The sequence below is a fragment of the Pasteurella canis genome, from assembly GCF_900454865.1.
GTDB classification, from domain to species: Bacteria; Pseudomonadota; Gammaproteobacteria; order Enterobacterales; family Pasteurellaceae; genus Pasteurella; species Pasteurella canis.
In genome coordinates, this window is the sequence record NZ_UGTV01000015.1 from 1,125,396 (window position 1) to 1,147,645 (window position 22,250).

20 protein-coding genes are annotated in these 22,250 nt (G+C 37.0%); 11 read left to right on the forward strand and 9 right to left on the reverse strand.

Annotation, left to right across the window (positions count from 1 at the left end):
• Positions 1-50: 50 nt before the first annotated feature.
• The 5 genes from purA to DYE19_RS05900 all read left to right on the forward strand — a co-directional run bounded on the left by purA (position 51) and on the right by DYE19_RS05900 (position 6,843).
• Entirely contained in the window at positions 51-1,349 is a 1,299-nt protein-coding gene (purA, locus tag DYE19_RS05880) for an adenylosuccinate synthase (RefSeq protein ID WP_049216044.1), read from the forward strand.
• A 194-nt stretch (positions 1,350-1,543) separates the two neighbouring features.
• Positions 1,544-2,941, forward strand: coding sequence for a cytochrome-c peroxidase (locus DYE19_RS05885; protein ID WP_049216290.1), 1,398 nt, complete (start codon positions 1,544-1,546; stop codon positions 2,939-2,941).
• Between the two features lie 301 nt (positions 2,942-3,242).
• Entirely contained in the window at positions 3,243-5,384 is a 2,142-nt protein-coding gene (gene nrdD / locus DYE19_RS05890) for an anaerobic ribonucleoside-triphosphate reductase (protein ID WP_115322950.1), read from the forward strand.
• 237 nt (positions 5,385-5,621) lie between these two features.
• Entirely contained in the window at positions 5,622-6,086 is a 465-nt protein-coding gene (gene nrdG, locus DYE19_RS05895) for an anaerobic ribonucleoside-triphosphate reductase-activating protein (RefSeq protein ID WP_115322270.1), read from the forward strand.
• A 79-nt stretch (positions 6,087-6,165) separates the two neighbouring features.
• Positions 6,166-6,843 (forward strand): glycosyltransferase family A protein, encoded by a 678-nt coding sequence (locus DYE19_RS05900; protein ID WP_167409462.1) that lies wholly within the window; start codon positions 6,166-6,168, stop codon positions 6,841-6,843.
• Positions 6,844-6,876: 33 nt separating this feature from the next.
• On the opposite strand, the gene DYE19_RS05905 is transcribed toward DYE19_RS05900, so the two are convergent.
• The 3 genes from DYE19_RS05905 to DYE19_RS05915 are packed head-to-tail and all read right to left on the reverse strand — an operon-like array spanning position 6,877 to position 8,800.
• Positions 6,877-7,677 carry a TatD family hydrolase gene (locus tag DYE19_RS05905; protein WP_115322951.1) on the reverse strand — a complete coding sequence of 267 codons (801 nt, stop codon included), beginning with the start codon at positions 7,675-7,677 and terminating at the stop codon, positions 6,877-6,879.
• Between the two features lie 12 nt (positions 7,678-7,689).
• A complete protein-coding gene (locus DYE19_RS05910) occupies positions 7,690-8,247 on the reverse strand; it encodes a peptidylprolyl isomerase (protein WP_082303082.1) in 558 nt (185 codons plus the stop codon).
• A 43-nt stretch (positions 8,248-8,290) separates the two neighbouring features.
• Positions 8,291-8,800, reverse strand: coding sequence for a peptidylprolyl isomerase (locus DYE19_RS05915; protein WP_115322271.1), 510 nt, complete (start codon positions 8,798-8,800; stop codon positions 8,291-8,293).
• A 153-nt stretch (positions 8,801-8,953) separates the two neighbouring features.
• On the opposite strand from DYE19_RS05915, the gene cysS reads away from it, so the two are divergent.
• Positions 8,954-10,333, forward strand: coding sequence for a cysteine--tRNA ligase (gene cysS, locus DYE19_RS05920; protein WP_115322952.1), 1,380 nt, complete (start codon positions 8,954-8,956; stop codon positions 10,331-10,333).
• A gap of 76 nt (positions 10,334-10,409) precedes the next feature.
• Here cysS and DYE19_RS05925 read toward each other — a convergent pair whose 3' ends face one another.
• A complete protein-coding gene (locus DYE19_RS05925; protein ID WP_115322953.1) occupies positions 10,410-11,057 on the reverse strand; it encodes a tellurite resistance TerB family protein in 648 nt (215 codons plus the stop codon).
• A gap of 508 nt (positions 11,058-11,565) precedes the next feature.
• Between DYE19_RS05925 and frdA the strand changes: the two genes are divergently transcribed.
• Genes frdA through frdD form a run of 4 tightly spaced genes read left to right on the forward strand, consistent with a single transcriptional unit; the run spans position 11,566 to position 14,916 of the window.
• Positions 11,566-13,380, forward strand: a complete 1,815-nt coding sequence (gene frdA, locus DYE19_RS05930; protein ID WP_115322954.1) for a fumarate reductase (quinol) flavoprotein subunit — start codon at positions 11,566-11,568, stop codon at positions 13,378-13,380.
• On the forward strand, positions 13,373-14,143 hold the full coding sequence (locus tag DYE19_RS05935; RefSeq protein ID WP_049216061.1) for a succinate dehydrogenase/fumarate reductase iron-sulfur subunit: 771 nt from the start codon (positions 13,373-13,375) through the stop codon (positions 14,141-14,143). The genes frdA and DYE19_RS05935 overlap by 8 nt, the downstream gene beginning before the upstream one ends.
• A gap of 10 nt (positions 14,144-14,153) precedes the next feature.
• Complete coding sequence (frdC, locus tag DYE19_RS05940; protein WP_049216063.1) at positions 14,154-14,552, forward strand: fumarate reductase subunit FrdC; 399 nt, start codon at positions 14,154-14,156, stop codon at positions 14,550-14,552.
• 13 nt (positions 14,553-14,565) lie between these two features.
• Entirely contained in the window at positions 14,566-14,916 is a 351-nt protein-coding gene (gene frdD, locus DYE19_RS05945) for a fumarate reductase subunit FrdD (RefSeq protein ID WP_049216065.1), read from the forward strand.
• 250 nt (positions 14,917-15,166) lie between these two features.
• On the opposite strand, the gene lptG is transcribed toward frdD, so the two are convergent.
• Positions 15,167-16,234 carry an LPS export ABC transporter permease LptG gene (gene lptG, locus DYE19_RS05950; protein WP_174694534.1) on the reverse strand — a complete coding sequence of 356 codons (1,068 nt, stop codon included), beginning with the start codon at positions 16,232-16,234 and terminating at the stop codon, positions 15,167-15,169.
• A gap of 8 nt (positions 16,235-16,242) precedes the next feature.
• Positions 16,243-17,349: an LPS export ABC transporter permease LptF gene (gene lptF, locus DYE19_RS05955; protein WP_049216069.1), complete on the reverse strand. Its 1,107-nt coding sequence runs from the start codon at positions 17,347-17,349 to the stop codon at positions 16,243-16,245.
• A 115-nt stretch (positions 17,350-17,464) separates the two neighbouring features.
• Between lptF and DYE19_RS05960 the strand changes: the two genes are divergently transcribed.
• Positions 17,465-18,946 (forward strand): leucyl aminopeptidase, encoded by a 1,482-nt coding sequence (locus tag DYE19_RS05960; RefSeq protein ID WP_115322955.1) that lies wholly within the window; start codon positions 17,465-17,467, stop codon positions 18,944-18,946.
• A gap of 142 nt (positions 18,947-19,088) precedes the next feature.
• Here DYE19_RS05960 and mtnN read toward each other — a convergent pair whose 3' ends face one another.
• The 3 genes from mtnN to recJ are packed head-to-tail and all read right to left on the reverse strand — an operon-like array spanning position 19,089 to position 22,180.
• Positions 19,089-19,778: a 5'-methylthioadenosine/S-adenosylhomocysteine nucleosidase gene (gene mtnN, locus DYE19_RS05965; protein ID WP_115322956.1), complete on the reverse strand. Its 690-nt coding sequence runs from the start codon at positions 19,776-19,778 to the stop codon at positions 19,089-19,091.
• Positions 19,778-20,449 (reverse strand): thiol:disulfide interchange protein DsbA/DsbL, encoded by a 672-nt coding sequence (locus tag DYE19_RS05970; protein WP_115322957.1) that lies wholly within the window; start codon positions 20,447-20,449, stop codon positions 19,778-19,780. Before DYE19_RS05970 ends, mtnN begins: the two co-directional genes overlap by 1 nt.
• 9 nt (positions 20,450-20,458) lie before the next feature.
• Positions 20,459-22,180, reverse strand: a complete 1,722-nt coding sequence (gene recJ / locus DYE19_RS05975) for a single-stranded-DNA-specific exonuclease RecJ (protein ID WP_115322958.1) — start codon at positions 22,178-22,180, stop codon at positions 20,459-20,461.
• Positions 22,181-22,250: the final 70 nt, after the last annotated feature.

Consider the following 22,250-nt stretch of genomic DNA (forward strand, 5'->3'; position numbering starts at 1 on the left):
TAATTTGCTGTTCATCTTGTTTATCACAAAGCTTAAAGGCGGAAAATACTATGGGAAAAAGTGTTGTTATCTTAGGCGCACAATGGGGCGACGAAGGTAAAGGGAAGATTGTTGACTTATTAACTGATCGCGTGAAATACGTTGTACGTTATCAAGGTGGTCATAATGCAGGTCACACTTTAATTATTAACGGTGAAAAAACTGTACTTCGTTTAATTCCATCAGGTATTTTGCGTGAAAATGTGACTTGCTTAATTGGTAATGGTGTTGTGCTCTCTCCTGCTGCTTTAATGCAAGAAATGGGAGAGTTAGAAAGCCGTGGTATTAATGTGCGTGAACGTCTCTTAATTTCAGAAGCTTGTCCACTCATTCTTCCTTATCACGTTGCAATGGACCACGCTCGCGAAGCAGCCTTAGGCAAAAATAAAATTGGTACAACAGGTCGTGGTATTGGTCCTGCTTATGAGGATAAAGTTGCACGTCGTGGATTACGTGTAGGTGATTTATTTGATCGCAAGGCATTTGCACAAAAGCTCAAAAATATCTTAGAGTATTACAATTTCCAATTAGTACATTACTACAAAGTTGATCCTATCGATTTCCAGAAAACGCTGGATGAAGTCATGGCTGTTGCTGATATCATTACTAGTATGGTAGCAGATATTACAACAATCTTAGATAAAGCACGTTTGAATAACGAAAATATCTTATTTGAAGGTGCACAAGGCACTATGTTAGATATTGACCATGGTACTTACCCATTCGTCACCAGCTCAAACACAACAGCAGGTGGCGTAGCAACTGGTGCAGGTTTTGGACCTCGTAATTTAGATTATGTATTAGGTATTATCAAAGCATACTGTACTCGTGTTGGCAGTGGTCCATTCACAACTGAATTGTTTGATGATATTGGTGCAGAAATTGCGCGTAAAGGAAATGAATTTGGCGCAGTAACAGGGCGCCCACGCCGTTGTGGTTGGTTTGATGCTGTTGCTATTCGCCGCGCGATTCAACTTAATTCTATTTCTGGCTTTTGTATGACTAAGTTAGATGTATTAGATGGTTTTGACGAAGTAAAAATCTGCGTTGCTTATAAAATGCCAAACGGCGACATTGTTGAATATGCACCACTTGCAGCAAAAGACTGGGAAGGAGTCGAACCAATTTATGAAACAATGCCGGGCTGGAAAGAAAATACTTTTGGTGTAACAAATGTAAACCAACTACCAGAAGCATGCCGAAACTATGTAAAACGTATTGAAGAAGTCACAGGCGTACCAGTGGATATTCTTTCAACAGGTCCTGACCGTATCGAAACGATGATCTTACGCGATCCATTCGAAGCATAATTCATTTGCTCTTATCATCAATGGAAAGCAAAACTTGCTTTCCATTTTCTTTTCGATCTCTAATTGATTGAAAACCTCTATTAATACCATAGATTTAATAAATCAAATTTATTAATTTAGATCAAAAAACCTCATATTTTATAATGTTAATATCCTTACTTAGAATAACAAAAGGAGTGCTTATATTTATGAAAATGAAAAAATTATTATTATCTGCAGTAACGCTCGCAACCGTCGGTTTTTTAGGCACTGTAGGTTATATTCATATCTTCGATAAACAACAGGCTGCTACATTATTAGCACAAACACAATTGAGTGGGCAGGCTCATAATGTTGCCAAAGTACTCTATGACAATGGCTGCCAATATTGTCATACAACAAATACAGAGCTTCCCTTTTATGCTAAATTTCCTATTGCAGATAAAATAATGCAGGAAGATATCCAAAAAGGTACCAGAGTATTTTTACTCAATGATATTCTTGATGGATTAAAAGATCCAAGCAAACTATCTGAAGTAAGTCTCGCCAAATTAGAACAAGTGCTGATTAAAGATGAAATGCCAATCGCAAAGTTCATTCATGTCCACTGGGGCTCACGTCCTGATGTAGAGGAAAAAGCAACAGTATTAAATTGGATCCGAGAACAACGCAAAAACCATTTTCTCCCACCACATACAGAAGGAACTGATCCAACTCGTTTAGTCCAACCGATCCCTGATAGTGTAGACACCGATCCATTAAAAGTCGCTTTAGGTAATATGCTCTATCATGATGGACGGCTTTCTGCTGATGGGACAATTGAATGCCACACTTGTCACCAACTTAAACTTGGTGGCGTCGATGGGCTAGCTGTTTCAACAGGCATTGATGGATTAAAAGGTGGTATCAATGCACCAACTGTCTATAACTCTGTTTTTAACATTTTACAGTTTTGGGATGGACGTGCGAAAGATCTTGCGGCACAAGCAGGCGGTCCTCCTCTCAATCCTGTAGAAATGGGCTCAAAAAGTTGGGATGAGATTGTTGCAAAATTTGAACAAGATGACTCTTTTAAACAACAATTTCTTGCCGTATATCCTGAGATCAGCGAAGCAACGATTACTCATGCTATAGCTGAATTTGAAAAAACATTAATTACACCAAACAGTGCCTTTGACCGTTATCTAAAAGGAGATAAAAATGCACTAAATCAAGATCAATTACGTGGTTATCAATTATTTAAAGAGAACAAATGTGATACTTGTCACGTTGGTGTCGCAATGGGAGGACAGTCATTCGAGTATATGGGATTATTCGATGACTATTTTGCGGCAAGGGGCACCCCATTAACCGAAGCAGATCAAGGTCGTTTTGCACATACACAAGACCCAGCAGATATGCATAAATTTAAAGTACCAACATTACGCAATATTGCATTAACTGCACCTTATATGCATGATGCACGTACTAACGATCTAAAAGAAGCTGTACGAATCATGCTACATTATCAAAGCGGTAAAGACTTACCAAGTAAAGATATCGCAGATATTGCAGCTTTCTTGCAATCATTAACAGGAGAATATCAAGGAAAGTTACTCACAATTGAAAATTAATCATCCCCTCCATATTTCTCTGCAGACCTAGTTTAGACTAGGTCTTTTTTACTTCCCCCTAAGAAAGAAATATTTCGTATTTTTTTGATGCAGGTCACATTTTTACAAAATATATTTGATAATAATTCTCACCTAAAAATAAGAATTTTATTAATAAAACCAATTGCTAATCAGATTACGCCTAATTTTTTATCTCCAAAAGGTCCCATGCAACACAATATATTGTGGTTGAAAATAAAAATACAACTAGATATAGTATTCACGTTATTTGGGTCATACACATAAAATAGGGTAAAACAATATGGCATCGTTCTTTGTAATCAAACGTGATGGTTCACGTGTAGGCTTTGAAATTCAGCGTATTATCAATGCGATCAAAAAAGCAGCACAAGCAGTTAATGTCGAAGATGATCGCTATTGCTATGCTATTGGTCAACAAGTTTGTGATGAAATTTTTGCACGATATCAACAAGAAATTGACATTAGTCACATTCAAAAGATTGTGGAAAATCACCTCATGTCAAGCCAATATCCAGAAGTAGCACGTGTTTATATTGAATATCGTCATGATCGTGATCTGGCTCGTGAAAAACGTAGTCATCTCACTAAAGAAATTGAAGGGCTAATCGAACAAAGTAATGTTGAGTTACTGAATGAAAACGCAAATAAAGATGCTAAAGTCATCCCAACACAACGTGATTTATTAGCAGGTATTGTGGCAAAACATTATGCTAAACGTTATATCTTGCCACGTGATGTTGTTGAGGCCCACGAAAAAGGCGAAATTCATTATCATGATTTAGATTATGCGCCTTTTTTCCCAATGTTTAACTGTATGCTAGTTGATTTAAAAGGCATGTTAAATAATGGCTTCAAGATGGGAAATGCTGAAATTGAGCCACCAAAATCTATTGGTACAGCAACAGCAGTCACTGCACAAATCATTGCACAAGTTGCTAGTCATATTTATGGCGGAACAACAATTAACCGCATTGATGAAGTATTAGCCCCTTATGTTCAACTCAGTTATGAGAAACACCTTAAAACCGCTGCTGAATGGCACATACCTGATGCAGAAAACTATGCAAAAGCCTTAATTGAAAAAGAATGTTTTGATGCATTCCAATCTTTAGAATATGAAGTAAATACATTGCATACATCAAATGGGCAAACACCATTTGTGACTTTTGGTTTTGGCTTAGGAACAAGCTGGCAATCAAAATTAATCCAGCGTTCAATCCTGAAAAACCGTATCCGTGGTCTAGGCAAAAATCATAAAACGCCTGTATTTCCGAAACTTGTCTTTACGATTAAAAAAGGTATTAACCAAAATCCAGCCGATCCTAACTATGATATTAAACAGCTTGCTTTAGAATGTGCTTCTAAACGCATGTATCCTGATATCCTCAACTATGATCAAGTCGTCAAAGTCACAGGTTCGTTCAAAGCGCCAATGGGCTGCCGTAGTTTCTTAAGCGCTTACTATGAAAATGGTGAGGAAATGCATGACGGGCGTAACAATCTTGGTGTTGTGAGTCTAAACTTACCGCGTATTGCAATTGAAGCTAAACGTCGTAATCCACAACAAAGTGCGGTTGATTTTTACAAAATTTTAGATCAACGTCTCGCCATTGCTAGAAAAGCATTGATGACACGTATTGCTCGTTTAGAAAACACTAAAGCCAGAGTAGCTCCAATCCTTTATATGGAAGGTGCCTGTGGTGTGCGCTTAAAAGCTGATGATAATGTATCACAAATCTTTAAAAATGGACGAGCATCTATCTCGCTTGGTTATATTGGTATTCATGAAACAATCAATGCACTCTATGGCGATAAACACATGTATGATGATGAACAATTGCGTCAAAAAGGCATCGAAATTGTGCAATATCTCAGCAAAGCTGTACAGCAATGGAAAGCAGAAACTGGCTACGCATTTAGTCTGTATTCAACACCAAGTGAAAATTTATGCGATCGTTTCTGTCGTTTAGATACTAAACAATTCGGTATTATTGAAAACGTCACAAACAAAGGCTACTACACTAATAGTTACCATTTAGATGTAGAAAAAAAAGTCAATCCATACGATAAAATCGACTTTGAATTACCTTATCCTACATTAGCAAATGGTGGATTTATTTGCTATGGTGAATATCCAAATGTTCAACACAATTTAAAAGCGTTAGAAGATGTTTGGGATTATAGCTACGATCGCGTTCCTTACTATGGTACAAATACACCTATCGATGAATGTTATGAATGTGGTTTCACTGGCGAATTTGAATGTACGAGTAAAGGTTTTACTTGTCCAAAATGTGGTAATCATGACAGTGAAAAAGTATCTGTAACACGCCGAGTCTGTGGTTATTTAGGTAGCCCCGATGCTAGACCGTTTAACGCAGGTAAGCAAGAAGAAGTGAAAAGACGCGTGAAACATTTGTAATTTACTTTTACCCCCTCCCCCCTTTTTATAAAAAGCGGGGAGGAGTGATCTGTTGATAACTGACTTATTTAAAGCCCTTTTTAATGTAAGCAAATTGCTTATTATGGAAAATCTAATTTATAAGAAAAAAATATTTTTGATACCAGATATACATTCATATAAGTTCTTTTTCTTTTACATTAATTTAAATAATGAATAACAGACTATCATCCCTAATATAGAAGCAATAATAGTATTATGAATTATCTTCAATACTACCCTACTGATATTGTTAATGGCGAAGGCACACGTTGTACATTATTTGTCAGCGGTTGTATTCATGCCTGTAAAGGTTGCTATAACAAAAAAAGCTGGTCTTTTAATGCTGGTATTCCTTTTGATCATGCAATGGAAGAACAAATTATCCGTGATTTAAAAGATACTCGAATCAAGCGTCAAGGCCTAACTCTGACAGGTGGAGATCCTTTACACCCAGCTAATATTGCTGTGCTTTTACCTTTCGTAAAAAGAGTTAAACAAGAATGTCCTGAAAAAGATATATGGGCGTGGACGGGTTATACATTACAAGAGCTCGACGGATTACAGCGTGAAATTTTGCCCTATATTGATGTCCTTATTGATGGTAAATTTGAACAAGAAAAAGCAGACCCTAGCCTAGTATGGAGAGGGTCATCAAACCAAATCATCTACCGTTTTAAATAATCTTAACACTTAAGATTTCATTAAGATCTCTTTAGTAAAGTAATACTTGTTTAAATTACTCACTATGTTGGAGGACGCAATGAAAACAAACACAGTTAGCATTATTTTAACTCTAGATCCTATTGAAACATCACTTGGTATATTGCTAGAAGATCTATTAGCACAGACTCATCGACAATTTGAGGTTATTGTGGCTAGTTTAGGCAATACAGAGCAAAATAAAGCTATTGTTGAAAGCTATCGTGATAAATTAGATTTACAATTTATTCAACTCGATGGACAAGCAGTAAATGTTGCTAAAAATCTTGCTGTAGAAAAAGCTAAGTATGAGCGTTTACTATTTTTAAATCCTAAATTGCGTTTAGCACCCGATTTTATCTATCAATCTTTATCCTATTTAGATAAACAACAACTTTGGTTAGCTAGTGGAAAGCTACAAGTACAAGACGTGTCATTAATCACCCGTTTAGTCCTTGATGGATTTAATCTATTGATGTGGCTTTCTAAATTTATGAACCCATTAAGTACATTTGACTGTTTATTTACGACTAAACAAGTACATAATACAATCGGTGGATTCGATATTCACGAAACAAAAACTTGTAACTATCTGCAAAAAGCAGTTAAAACCTTTAATTACAATGTAATCAATACAGGTGCACAATACGCTAGAGGTCAAATTGAACAGCAAGGCACATTAACATTTATTGGCAAGTATTTACGTGACTATCTACGCTTATTGGTTAAAAATATCTAGCGAGTCTCACACTCAAAAATGGCTAAGTTTCACTTAGCCATTTCCATTTGCAAATAAATCAACACTTTGTTGCCAAATACATTGTTCTATCTGTTCTGGTGTTTCTGTTCTCAACTCACATAAAGATTGGAATACATTAAATACCCGCTCTGGGCGATTCACTTGTCCTTGGAAACCAAATACAGGCATATCTGGTGAATCAGTTTCTAACAATAAACAATCTAAAGGCAAACGCCGAACAGCATCACGCGTTTTATTGGCACGCTGATACGTGATTGTTCCTCCTACACCAATCTTATAACCGAGCTCGACAAAACGCTTGGCTTGCTCATAGCTTCCAGCAAAACCATGTATTACACCTCGTTTTGCTAGTGGGATACGTTTTAGAAAAGTAAATAACTGATCATGTGCTTTACGCGAATGTAAATTAACTGGCAAATCATATCGCTTTGCGAAATAAAGTTGTGCTTCTAAAAACTCACATTGCTTACGCCAAAGTAAATCTGTTAATAATTCAGGAATCGCTCGTTCTAAACCAATCTCAGCTACTGCCGTACAATTTAATCTCTGTTCAGATAATGCTTTCTCTAATAAAACAAGATCATGCTGGCTATGCTGGGCAATATAAAGTGGATGTAACCCAAGCCCATAATATAAATGTTGAGGATAAAGTGCGGTCATTTTTTGAATAAAATTGAAATCTTGAGCAAGTACAGAGACAATCAAAATTTTATTGACCCCTACTTGTAATGCATTACTCAATAGCTGTTCAATCGACTCACCAGTATCGCGTTGTAAATAGTCTAAGTGAGTATGAGTATCAAAAAATGCCATTATGCCAAAGCCCTATTCAACAGTAACTGACTGAATTATTATCTCTTGCTTCGGTACATCACGATGAAACCCTGAACGCCCTGTGTCCACTTGGCTTATCTTATCCACAACATCCATACCCTCAATCACGTTGCCAAAGACCGCATATCCCCACCCTCGTGCTGTTTCTGCACTAAAATTTAAAAAATCATTATCTACAGTATTAATAAAAAATTGCGATGTCGCTGAATGGGGATCAGAAGTACGAGCCATTGCTACTGTACCACGTAAGTTTTTTAGTCCGTTATTTGCCTCATTGTGGATAGGTGCGTTGGCTTTCTTTTGTTTCATATCTACCTCAAAGCCTCCAGCCTGCACCATAAAACCATCAATAACTCGGTGAAAAATTGTTCCATTGTAAAAACCAGATTCACTATATTGAAGAAAGTTTTGACTCGAAATAGGTGCTTTCTCTTGCTCTAAAGCGATTTTGATTTCACCGTAGTTAGTATGTAAAACGACATTTTTTGCTTGTGTACTAACTGCTAATAAACCAATACTAAGGATACTCAATACTTTAAATATTTTCATAATGATATTCCTAAAAAACTCCCCTCAATTGAGGGGAAATTCATTATTCAACAGTGACAGAAGTAATAATAACATCGTCTTTTGGTACATCTTGGTGGAAACCTTTATTGCCAGTTTGCACCACTTTTATTTTATCGACAACATCCATACCTTCTACAACTTCACCAAATACGGCATAACCCCATTCTTGTACAACTTTTTTACCAAATAATTCTTTTGCACGATGATCTAAAAACGTATTATCTGCAACATTGATAAAAAATTGTGCTGTTGCTGAATGTGGATCAGAAGTACGTGCCATTGCAATGCTACCACGTTTGTTACTCAGTCCATTATTTGCTTCATTTTGGATTGGCGCATTGGTATTTTTCTCACGCATACCCACTTCCATACCACCACCTTGAATCATAAATCCATCAATAACACGGTGAAAAATTGTGTTATTATAGAAACCACTTTGACAGTAATTTAAGAAATTTTCCGCAGTGATGGGTGCTTTTTCGTGATTTAATTCAATTTTAATATCGCCAAAATTTGTGTGTAATGTAACCATTGCCATTATCCTCTGAAATTTCAAAGCGTTTATTATTCCATAAAAGCCCAAGAAATGCTATAAAGTGGCAATTCTAGGCGTATGTGCATATACGCTAACTAAAAGTGCGGTCTGTTTTCACTAAATTTTGAAGAATAATAAGAGAGCAAACAAATGCTAAAAATTTTTAATACATTAACGAGAGAGAAAGAAGTTTTTACCCCTATACAAGCAGGTAAAGTCGGGATGTATGTCTGTGGCGTTACTGTCTATGATTTATGCCATATTGGGCATGGTCGAACCTTTGTTTGCTTTGATGTTATTGCTCGTTATCTACGCTATTTAGGCTATCAATTAACTTATGTACGTAACATCACAGATGTTGATGATAAAATCATTAAACGTGCATTAGAAAATAAAGAAAGCTGTGAGCAACTCGTTAATCGTATGGTCTTAGAAATGTACAAAGACTTTGATGCACTTAATGTTTTACGTCCTGACGTTGAGCCAAGAGCTACACACCATATTTCTGAAATTATTGCGATTGTACAAAAACTGATTGAGCGTGGACATGCTTATGTCGCAGAGAATGGTGACGTGATGTTTGATGTAGAAAGTTTTAGTCAATACGGTAAATTATCTCGTCAAAATCTTGAACAATTGCAGGCAGGTGCACGTGTTGAAATCGTAGAAATCAAGAAAAACCCAATGGATTTTGTATTATGGAAAATGTCAAAACCAGAAGAACCAAGTTGGCAATCGCCTTGGGGGGCTGGTCGTCCAGGCTGGCATATTGAATGTTCTGCGATGAATTATAAAGAGCTAGGCGAACATTTCGATATCCACGGCGGCGGCTCCGATCTGATGTTTCCGCATCATGAAAATGAAATAGCCCAATCTTGTTGTGCACATGGTAATGATTATGTAAATTATTGGATTCATTCGGGCATGATCATGGTTGATAAAGAAAAAATGTCGAAGTCACTTGGCAACTTCTTTACTATCCGTGATGTTTTGAATCATTATAATGCAGAAAGTGTACGTTATTTCTTATTAACTGCACATTATCGTAGCCAACTGAATTACAGTGAAGAAAATCTTAATCTTGCACAAGGTGCATTAGAACGTTTATATACTGCACTACGAGATACAGATCCAAATGCCCTCCCTAATGGAGGTGAACACTTTGTTCACTCCCTTAAAGAAGCAATGGATGACGATTTCAATACGCCAAATGCAATCTCAGTGTTATTTGAGATGGCTCGAGAAATCAACAAGTTGAAAGCAGAGAATAACGTGCAAGTAAGTGGTTTAGCAGCGCAAATGCGTGAATTGGCTGCTATATTGGGTTTATTATACCAAGATCCTGAAGCCTTTTTACAAGCAGGTTCAAATGATGATGAAGTGGCAATAATTGAAGCGCTTATCAAACAACGTAATGAAGCACGAGCAGTAAAAGATTGGGCTGTCGCAGATGCGGCACGCAATAAACTAACTGAAATGGGTATTGTATTAGAAGATGGTGTAAACGGCACCACATGGCGTAAGCTATAAAAAAGAATACTTTTCTCTGAATGAGGAAAACAATAACGGCAAGGAAAAATATCCTTGCCATTATTTTTATCTAGAGTTAAAAACCTGCTTGTTTTTCTAACTGCTCGACTAACGCATCATCTAAATTTAAAGCAGTCGCTAGTTGTGATAAAAACACAATTTCTTTACGCGTTAATTCTTGGCAAACTATACGTGCAGCAAGATAAACTTGAGTAGCAAGTGCCGTATCATTACCTACAATGCGTCCAATTTCGGCAACAGTAATTGGATGAGCAATTTCTTGTTCAACCCATTGCTTCAACTCAGGATCATTTCCTCCTTCTTCAGCGATAATAGCTCTTTCCTTTTCATCAATTTCACCGTCTGAAATTGCTGCTGCAATCATAGTACGTAAGATAATCACACTCTTATCTTCCGACTGCTGAGTTGTATTAAAAGCGGCTTCAGATAGATTTCCATCGGTTTGATTAGTGGCAGTTGACTGATTTTTTTGATAATTCTGATATGCCTGATAAGCAATACTCCCTAATGCGGCTAAAGACCCTAACTTAGTTAATTTAGCACCACCACTACGTCCTAATACCATTGACAAAATACCAGCTAAAGCAGCCCCACCACCAAGTTGAGTAATTTTTTCTGCTGTATTCTGACTTGGCTTATTAATTTTCCCCGCAGTTTTTGTTACTGTGCCCAATACTTCATTTAAAATACGATTGAAATTCATGTTAGCTTTCCTTCATCAAATAACTAAATTTAGAGAATATTTAGACAACGATAACTAGAATAAATTCCATATTCATTAGAAATTACTCAAATAAACTACAACTCAAGCCCCCCTTCAAAGTGAGATATAAACATTCACTGATGAAAGTAAAACTTCATTAGAATGCATAATTTAATGGTTTTAAAACAATTTGAATCTAGTGCATTATGAAACTCAAAGTTAGATTCAACTATCAATCTAACCTTCGAGCTCTTACTTAAAACGCGGTGAGTTTTTTATAGATTTCCTTGTGCTTTAATGATTAAAAGCAACCTTTAAATAAAATTTGAATCAAGAATAATGCTTATAAAATGACCCATTTTTAACTTTTTTGAGGTAGATCACGAAACTGAGCTTTTATTGTAAAAAAAGATTATTAATCTTTGAAAATAATGGCAAAATGAAGAGACCCTAAATTAATCAATTTTGGTTTATTTTTATTTTTTACTTTCTTGATTGGAGGAATATCGTGCAAACTGTTAATGTCGATATTGCAATTGTCGGTGCTGGTGGTGGCGGTTTACGCGCAGCTATTGCAGCAGCGGAAGCAAACCCTAACTTAAAAATCGCTTTAGTTTCAAAAGTATATCCTATGCGTAGCCACACAGTTGCGGCTGAAGGTGGTGCTGCGGCAGTTATCAAAGAAGAAGATTCTTATGATAAACATTTCCACGATACCGTAGCAGGTGGTGACTGGCTATGTGAACAAGATGTTGTTGAATATTTTGTACAACACTCGCCTGTTGAAATGACTCAGCTTGAACGCTGGGGATGCCCTTGGAGCCGCAAAACAGATGGTGATGTTAACGTGCGCCGTTTTGGCGGTATGAAAATTGAACGTACTTGGTTTGCTGCGGACAAAACGGGGTTCCATTTACTTCATACCTTATTCCAAACATCTATCCAATATCCACAGATTGTTCGTTTTGATGAGCACTTCGTCCTTGATATTCTTGTTGATGATGGTCATGCACGCGGCATGGTTGCAATGAATATGATGGAAGGTAACTTAGTACAAATTAATGCTAATGCAGTTGTGATTGCTACAGGCGGTGGCTGTCGTGCATTCCGCTTCAATACCAATGGTGGTATCGTTACAGGTGATGGGCTTTCGATGGCATATCGCCATGGTGTTCCATTACGTGATATGGAGTTTGTACAATATCACCCAACAGGCTTACCAAATACAGGTATTTTAATGACTGAAGGTTGTCGTGGTGAAGGTGGTATCTTAGTTAATAAAGATGGTTATCGTTACTTGCAAGACTATGGACTAGGTCCAGAAACGCCAATTGGCAAACCTGAAAATAAATATATGGAGCTCGGTCCACGTGACAAAGTTTCACAAGCATTCTGGCAAGAACTACAAAAAGGTAACACTCTAAAAACAGCAAAAGGTGTTGACGTTGTTCATTTAGACTTACGCCATTTAGGTGAAAAATACTTACATGAACGTTTGCCGTTTATCTGTGAATTAGCACAAGCTTATGAAGGTGTTGACCCTGCGAAAGCACCAATTCCAGTACGCCCAGTTGTTCATTATACAATGGGTGGTATTGAAGTCGACTTCAATAGTGAAACACGTATTAAAGGCCTATTCGCTGTGGGTGAGTGTGCCTCTTCAGGTTTACATGGTGCAAACCGCTTAGGTTCAAACTCACTTGCAGAATTAGTCGTTCTCGGTCGTGTAGCGGGTGAATACGCAGCACAACGCGCAGTTGAAGCGCCAGCTGTCAATCAAACAGCCGTAGATGCACAAGCAAAAGATATCGTACAACGCTTAGATGACCTATATAACCAAGAAGGTACTGAGTCTTGGTCTGAAATCCGAGATGAAATGGGCGATGCAATGGAAGAGGGCTGTGGTATCTATCGTACACAAGAAAGTATGCAAAAAGCAGTTGATAAAATTGCAGAATTAAAAGAACGTTATAAACGTATTCGCATTGCTGATCGTTCAAGCGTCTTCAATACCAATGTCCTATATACTGTTGAATTAGGTTATATCTTAGACGTTGCACAATCAATTGCAAATTCAGCAATTGAGCGTAAAGAATCTCGCGGTGCACACCAACGTTTAGATTATACAGAGCGTGATGACGTCAATTACTTGAAACATACACTTGCATTCTATAATGGTGATGATGCGCCACGCATTGAATACAGCGATGTAAAAATCACTAAATCACAGCCTGCAAAACGTGTTTATGGTGCAGAAGCTGAGGCCCAAGAAGCTGCAAAAGCGCAAGCAACCGAAACAAATAAGGAGAACGCAAATGGTTAATCAGGCTATCATGAACATTGAAGTATTGCGTTACAATCCTGAACAGGACAAAGAACCATACTTACGCACTTATCAAGTACCTTATGATAACCAAACTTCATTACTTGATGCATTAGGCTATATCAAAGATAAACTTGAACCAGAACTTTCTTATCGTTGGTCTTGTCGTATGGCGATTTGTGGCTCTTGCGGTATGATGGTGAATAACAAGCCAAAATTGGCTTGTAAAACATTCTTACGTGACTACAGCGGTCATATGCGTATCGAACCATTAGCTAACTTCCCTATTGAACGTGACTTAGTTGTTGATTTAAGCCACTTTATTGAAAGCCTAGAAGCAATTAAGCCTTACATCATTGGTAACCAAGCACCTGCATTAGATGGAAAACCACATCCATCCGCAGAATTAGCAAAAAGCCGTACAAAACAAACACCAGCTCAGTTAGAAAAATACCGCACATTCTCGATGTGTATTAACTGTGGCTTATGTTATGCGGCCTGCCCACAATTTGGCTTAAACCCTGAATTCGTTGGTCCTGCGGCATTAACTCTGGCCCATCGTTACAATCTCGATAATCGTGATCATGGCAAAGAAGAACGTATGAAGATTATCAATGGTAAAAACGGTGTTTGGAGCTGTACATTTGTTGGATATTGTTCAGAAGTCTGTCCAAAACATGTAGATCCAGCTTCAGCGGTAAACCAAGGTAAAGTCGAAAGTGCAAAAGACTTTGTAATTGCAATGCTTAAACCGCAAAAGTAAGGAGTGTAAAATGACAGCAACAACCAGTAAACGCAAAAAATATGTGCGTGAAATGAAACCAACTTGGTGGAAAAAGTTAGATTTTTACAAACTTTATATTGCACGTGAAGCAACAGCAATTCCCACACTTTGGTTCTGTTTAGTATTACTTTATGGTGTAATCAGCTTAGGAAATTTAGAAAGTTTTGCTAATTTTGTTTCTTTCTTAAAAAATCCAATCGTGATTATTCTTAACATTATTACACTTGGTGCAATGTTATTAAATACAGTGACTTACTATGTAATGACCCCTAAAGTCTTAAATATCATTGTAAAAAGTGAACGTATTAATCCAAAAATTATTACAACGGCATTATGGGCTGTCACTGGACTTATCAGCCTCGTCATTTTAGTGTTTATGTATGTATAGCGAGGAGAAAAAGATGAAAGATACACCAAAACGTTCTAATGAACCTGTTGTATGGTTACTATTCGGTGCAGGTACAACTGTAAGTGCAATGTTCTACCCAGTACTGGTCTTAGTCCTTGGCTTCTTATTGCCATTTGGTTTAATTGATCCTAAAAACACAATTGAACTTGTCGCGTTTTTACATACAGGTATTGGGAAATTATTGTTACTTGTCTTATTAATTTTCCCAATGTGGGGAGCGATGCACCGTATTCATCACGGTATGCATGATTTCAAAATTCACATCCCTGCAAGCGGCGTCATTTTCTATGGATTATCAACACTTTATACTGTATTAGTATGCTTTGCTGTATTTAGTTTATAATCTATATAATCAATAAAAAAGGCGGTTTTATCCGCCTTTTTTATGTTTAACATATCTTAAATTAGCAGCAATTTAATTGCATTTTTAACCTTTTTATATTTAAAGACTAGCTGATAGTGTAAGAATTTATAGTTAAAATTTAAATTCTATTTTTATTAACTAACGTATTCTGTATTAAAAAGATATCTTAGCAAGTAGCTATCCTTTTTATTTCTATTACGTATTTACTCCATGGTCTCTTTTTACCATTTTAAGTACGCTTTCGACTTAATAGCCACCATGTAATTAACAAAAACAAAATACTTGGCATCAATGCTCCAGCTAAAGGAGTCACATTATAGACTAAGCTTAATGGACCAAAAATCTCATTAACGACATAAAATAAGAATCCAAAACAAATCCCAGTGACAATTCTCGCACCTGCGGTTACGCTGCGTAATGGTCCAAAAATAAAAGATAATGCAAGCATCATCATCACACCGACTGACAATGGTTGAAATAACTTACGCCAATAAGTCAGCTCAAATTTTTTGGACTCTTGTCCTGTTTCTTTTAAAAACGCAATATAATTAGACAGTCCAGTAATAGACAAAGACGTTGGTCGTAAAGAGGCAATACCTAATTTATCTGGCGTCAAACTCGTTTGCCATTCTGTATTTAATTGATTTATGGTCTTAATTTCATCATCTAAAATTTCTGATTCATTCAGTTGTGTTAAAATCCATTTACCATCTTGGTAAGAGGCAGAATTTGCATGTTTTACACGTTTGAGCTGTCGATTATCAGCAAAACTATAAATATAAACATCACTTAACTCAATATCATCCGTAATCCGTTTAATATAAATAAAGTCATTGCCATCTTTTGCCCAAATGCCATTTTTCACAGATAATAATGATCCACCCGAAATCGCTTTTGAGCGCATATCACGTGCAAATTGCTCAGTTTGCGGAATACCCCATTCACCGATCAACATCGTCAGTATGACGAGTGGTAATGCAGTTTTCATTACAGCAAAGCCAATCTGCAAACGAGAAAAACCTGATGCTTGCATAACAACAAGTTCACTTCGACTCGCTAAATTACCTAAAGCAATTAATGCGCCTAACAACGCTGCCATTGGAAAAAAAGTTTCAATATCTTTAGGGATAGTTAATACCGTATAAAGAATAGCTTGTAAAATATCGTAGGTCCCTTTTCCCACACTCCGAAACTGTTCTACAAACTTAATAATGGCCGATAAGCCAACTAACATAACTAATGTTGCAAAAATCGCCCCTAAAATGCTTTTTCCCAGATAACGGTCTAAAGTATTCATCATTTTAACTATCCTTTTAATGCAACACTCTTATTGAGCCAATAGCGTACTTTATACATTGATGCGCTACTCCAACTATTCAATATAATCCCCAATAGGAAGAAAATAAAATTCACTAATGGCATTAAAAGACTCGCATCTAATTTCCCAGCACTCCATGCTGATTTTAAGGAGCTTTGTAATAAAAAATAAATTAAATATAATAGTAATGCTGGAATAATTTTAGCAAAACGCCCTTGTCGAGGATTAACACGACTCAATGGTACTGCAATCAACGCCATTAAAGGGACTGCCAAAATCAAGCTTAAACGCCAATTCAATTCTGCCTTTGCCGCAGATGTACTTGTATTAACTAAAGTCCAAAAGCTTAGCTCTGCTGCATCATGATCTTCATTGTTGGTATTTTGATAACCCAAATAAGCTTGATACTCATCAAAATGAGTAATTCGAAAATCGGGAAAAGCACTGCTTCCTTCAACACGTTGGCTATTTTGTAATTTCAGAATTTGATCGCCATTAGGTAACGCTGTTAACATGCCTTGTTCCGCAACAAGCACTGAAGGCTTTAAATTCCCTTTTTCTCTAGTCTGGAATAAATAGACATCATGAATAGTATTATCTTCTATCTTATCAATAAACAATACGAATTCATTATTGTTAGTGTTGATGAATTGACCTGAAGCAAGTGCTCCCATCGTTGGATTTGCCTTAGCATCTTCTAGAATTTCACCTTGCTTTTGAATTGCCCAAGGTGTCAACCAAAATACATTATATGTAGCTAAAGCAGCAGTAAAGAAAGAAAGAATTAATACAACTCGTACTAAAATACGCTGTCCAACACCACAAGCTCTCATTACTGTAATTTCACTTTCAGCATATAAGCGTCCAAAAGTTAATAAAATTGCAATAAATAAACATAATGGCAACATTAACTGTGCCATTGTTGGCATACCTAATCCAAGTAAAGACATGACTAAATCGGCAGGTACTTTACCACTTGCGGCAGAGCTTAATACACGAACAAGTTGTTGACAAAAGAAAATCAGAAGTAGAATAAATAAGATTGCTATTTGGCTCTTAAATACTTCTTTAGTTAAATATCGGGTTAAAATCACATTATTGCCTATATTTTTCTTGCAATTTATATAGAATGGTCTAATTTGGCTAATTTGTTGCCGTATGATAACTTATTTTTAAACCGAAAACAGTAAAAATCTTTGAGAGGATAAAATGAAATATTGTGCAAAATCGACCGCACTTTTAGATATAAAAAGTAACATTATTGTCAGTATTTTCGAAGAGGGGGAACTTTCCTCCGCAGCTAGAAAAATTGACGAAATTTCACAAGGTTATTTGAGTAAATTAATTGAATCTAGCGAAATCACAGGCAAAATTGGTGAGGTATTAGTATTACGCCATATTCCTAACTATACTGCTGAACGTGTTTTTGTTGTCAGTGCTGGGAAAAAAGGCGAAATAAACGAAAAACAATTCAAACAAATTATCCAAAATACTATTCAAGCAGTCAAATCGACTAAAGCACAGCAAGTTATCAGCTACTTATCTGATGTTGAAATTAAAGATCGCGACCTATATTGGAATATCCGTTTCAGTGTTGAAGCTATCGAATCAAATTTCTATCAATTCGAACAATTCAAAAGCAAAAAAAATGATCAACAAATTACATTAACCGAGTTAATTTTTAGTGTTGAGAGTGAAATGGCTCAACAAGCAATTCAACATGCACAAGCTGTTGCTTTAGGCGTCAAATTCGCTAAGGATATCGCAAATTGCCCTCCTAATATCTGTAATCCTGTTTATTTAGCTGAACAAGCAAAAGAATTAGCGACACGTTCTGATTTAATCAAAACGACCGTGTTAGGTGAAAAAGAAATGGCTGAATTAAGCATGAATGCTTATTTAGCAGTCTCTCAGGGCTCAGTGAACGAAGCTCAACTTTCAATTATTGAATATCGCAATCATCCAAACCCTAGCGCTAAACCAATCGTATTAGTAGGTAAAGGATTGACTTTTGATGCTGGAGGTATTTCTCTCAAACCAGCAGAAGCAATGGATGAAATGAAATATGACATGGGTGGTGCAGCTGCAGTTTATGGTGTTATGAATGCGATTGCAGAACTAAAGCTACCATTAAATGTCATTGGCGTATTAGCTGGTTGTGAAAACTTACCAGATGGCCAAGCTTATCGTCCAGGTGACATTTTAACAACAATGAAAGGACTAACCGTCGAAGTATTAAATACAGACGCTGAAGGTCGCTTAGTACTATGCGATACATTAACTTATGTTGAACGTTTCGAGCCAGAATTGGTTATTGATATTGCAACCTTAACAGGTGCCTGCGTTGTGGCATTAGGTGCACACAATAGCGGTCTCATTTCAACAGACGATGAACTTGCTCAAGCCTTAGCACAAGCTGCTGCAGAAACAACAGATAAAGCATGGCGATTACCACTAGGTGAAGAATATCAAGAACAATTGAAATCAAACTTTGCTGATCTTGCTAATATCGGTGGCCGTTGGGGTGGTGCAATTACTGCTGGGGCATTTTTATCTAATTTTGCAGACAAATATCCTTGGGCTCATTTAGATATCGCAGGTACTGCATGGTTACAAGGTGCTAACAAAGGAGCCACAGGTCGACCTGTTCCATTATTAGTACAATTCTTAATTAACCAATCTGCTAAATAACAATATAAAGCCACTTTACTAGAAGTGGCTCTCACTCGGAAATAAAACGTTAGCATCAAAACGTATTGTGATGCCAGTAAAAAAGTGCGGTAGAAATGTTGAAAACTTTCTACCGCACTTTTGTTGTTTTTGCTTAATAAATCTATAGTCTCTCTAACATACCTAAGACTATTTGTGAGGATTGTTTTGCTGCCAGAGGTAAAAACTCTTCAAAAGACATATTAGCTTCTCCATCCCCCCCATCTGAAATAGCTCTAACCACTACAAAAGGTAAGTTAAATGCATGGCAGACTTGCGCAATTGCCGTAGCCTCCATTTCGACAGCCATCACATTGGGGAAATCTACTTTAATTTTAGCTAAGGCTTCACCACCATTAATAAAGCTATCACCAGAACAAATCAACCCTCGCTTTACATTATGTCCTTGTGCTAATGCAATAGTTTCAGCTAAAGCAGATAACCTTTCATCAGAAACAAAAGCAGGTGGGCAAGCAGGTAATTGTCCTTTGACATAACCAAATGCTGTCACATCTACATCATGATAAATCGTCTCATTTGAAATCACAATATCCCCCACGTTCAGACCAGCTGTTACTCCTCCCGCAGATCCTGTATTAATGACAATATCTGGACGAGTTAATTGTAATAATGCTGTTGTTCCCATTGCAGCAGCGACTTTACCAATACCTGATTGCACTAAAGCAACGGATTTACCCTGAATGTCACCTTCATAGATAGTACAACTCGCCACTTGAGTAATCACTTTATTTTCCATTAAATTGGCTAAAATTTCGACTTCCTGTGCCATTGCACCCACAATACCAATTTTCATTACTTTTGTTTTTCCTTTATTAACTTATTCACTAAAAAATCTAATACGGCAAGGCTGTAATCATCATTATACAATGTACTTGCAGTTAATACATATCGTCCATCGATCACAACATAAGGGTAAGTAAACACACCATATTCTTCAGTGCGTTTTTCAGCCAATTCTACTTCATGTGTAACCTTAGCTGAATAAAATGCTTTCGTAAAATCATCTTTATTTATCCCTTGCTTCTCTAACCATGAACGCAACTCATCAAAATGAGCCAAATGAGAAAAACGCTGTTTCTCTGCTGTTTCAAATAACAATAATGCTGAGAGATCCTCTGCTTTAATCTCTTGTAAAGCATAAAAAACTAAGGCCGAATATTGTGCTTTATCTGTTGCGACAGGTCGTTCTATAAGTTTGACTTTATCGAAATTAATTTGAGAGTATAACTCTAGAATATCTAGAGCTGAAGAACATACACGACAATCATAATCAAAAAAGAATTGGATCAATAATGGCTCATTTGGATTTGAAATATAAATAGGTGTTTGATACGAGAAATAATCTTGCCCGTCTAAAAAATATTGTGGCTTATCTTCATTTAAATATAGCGAAGGCGCTCCATTAGCTGCTAATGTACTACGACAAAAACTAAATAAAACTAAAAGAAAACCAATTCGCCACATGTTAAATAATTAACTTACTATAGGTGCAATATAGTCGACTAATAATTGCAAGCTACGATTACCTCTAAATTCATTCACGTCTACTTTATAAACCAACCTTGCCGACTTAATAGACAAATCAGGATAATAACGAGTATCGACATTAAAGGCAATGGCATCAAGTAATGGTCCGCCTTGTTTTGGCTCTACCATCATTTTTAAATGTTTATCTCCAACGAGGCGCTGTTGTAAAATGCTAAACTCGCCATCAAAAACAGGCTCTGGGAAAGCCTGCCCCCAAGGTCCAGCCTGTTTTAACCTTTCTGCTACATTGAGATTAAATTGTTGCGAACTCAATTCTCCATCAGTCCAAATAATGCCTTGCAATTTATCTTCTCCGAGCCACTCACTCACCAATCGATTGAATTCAGTTTGAAATACTGTTAAATATTCTTCACGAATCGTTAAGCCTGCCGCCATTGCATGCCCACCGAACTTTAAGATCATATCTGGGAATTTACTATAAATACGTTCCAATGCATCGCGTAAATGAATCCCCTCTACTGAACGGGCTGAGCCTTTTAAAATACCCTCTTGTTCACGAGTAAATGCAACCACAGGACGATGAAATTGATCTTTAATTCTTGATGCTAAAATACCAAGCACCCCTTGATGCCAATCAGCTTGATATAGCACAATGCCAATAGGTAGTGTTTGTTCAAGTGCGGTCAATTTTCGACAAATTTCAAGTGCCTCTAGCTTCATTCCTTGTTCAATTTCTTTACGCGTTTGATTGAGTCCATCCAGTTCTAAGGCAAGTGCCCGTGCGGTTGCCATATCCTCTGCTAATAATAGCTCAACACCCACAGACATATTATCCAATCGTCCAGCAGCATTTAAACGTGGTGCAATAGAAAAACCAAGATCAGAAGCCGACAACTGACTAATCTCACGATTTGCAACTTCAACTAATGCACGAATGCCACAACGACAATGTGAAGCGCGAATACGACTCACCCCTTGATAAATTAAAATACGGTTGTTTTGGTCTAATGGCACGACATCTGCAATCGTCCCAAGCGCAACAAGATCCAACAAATCACTAAAATTAGGTTGTGTCTTTTGATCAAAAATGCCGATCTCACGTAACTTAGCACGTAATGCCAGCATTAAATAAAAGGCAACACCAACACCTGCTAAGGATTTTGATGGAAATCTGCAATTGCTTAGATTTGGATTGACAATAGCCTCAGCATTAGGCAAAACCTCTGGGGGCAAATGATGATCAGTAATGAGAACTTTAACGCCATGTTGCTGTAAAAAAGTAACACCTTCTACAGACGATACGCCATTATCGACTGTGATTAACAATTGTACTTCTTGCGCTAAAGCCTGTTCAGCTACCGCAATACTTAAACCATAACCCTGCTCAAAGCGATTTGGCACTAAAAACGTGACATGACGGAAACCTAATTGTTGCAAGGCGAGAACTGTTAGTGCTGTACTCGTTGCCCCATCCGCATCAAAGTCGCCAACTATAACAATTTTTTGTTGCTGATAATATGCCTCAACTAATAATGCAACAGCTTCCTCTATACCTTGTAACAACTGTGGATTTAATAATGCGGCTAAAGTGCGGTCTAATTGTTGTGAGTTTTGAATATGACGCGAACGATACAAACGATCTAATAAAGGATCTACACAAATTGACTCGCCATCTGGCACAATCCGACGTTGAATTAATTTATTCACCAAACCAACCTACAATGAAAATGAGAAAATGAACAGATTAAGCAATTAAGGACGCTAAAAGGCGTCCTTA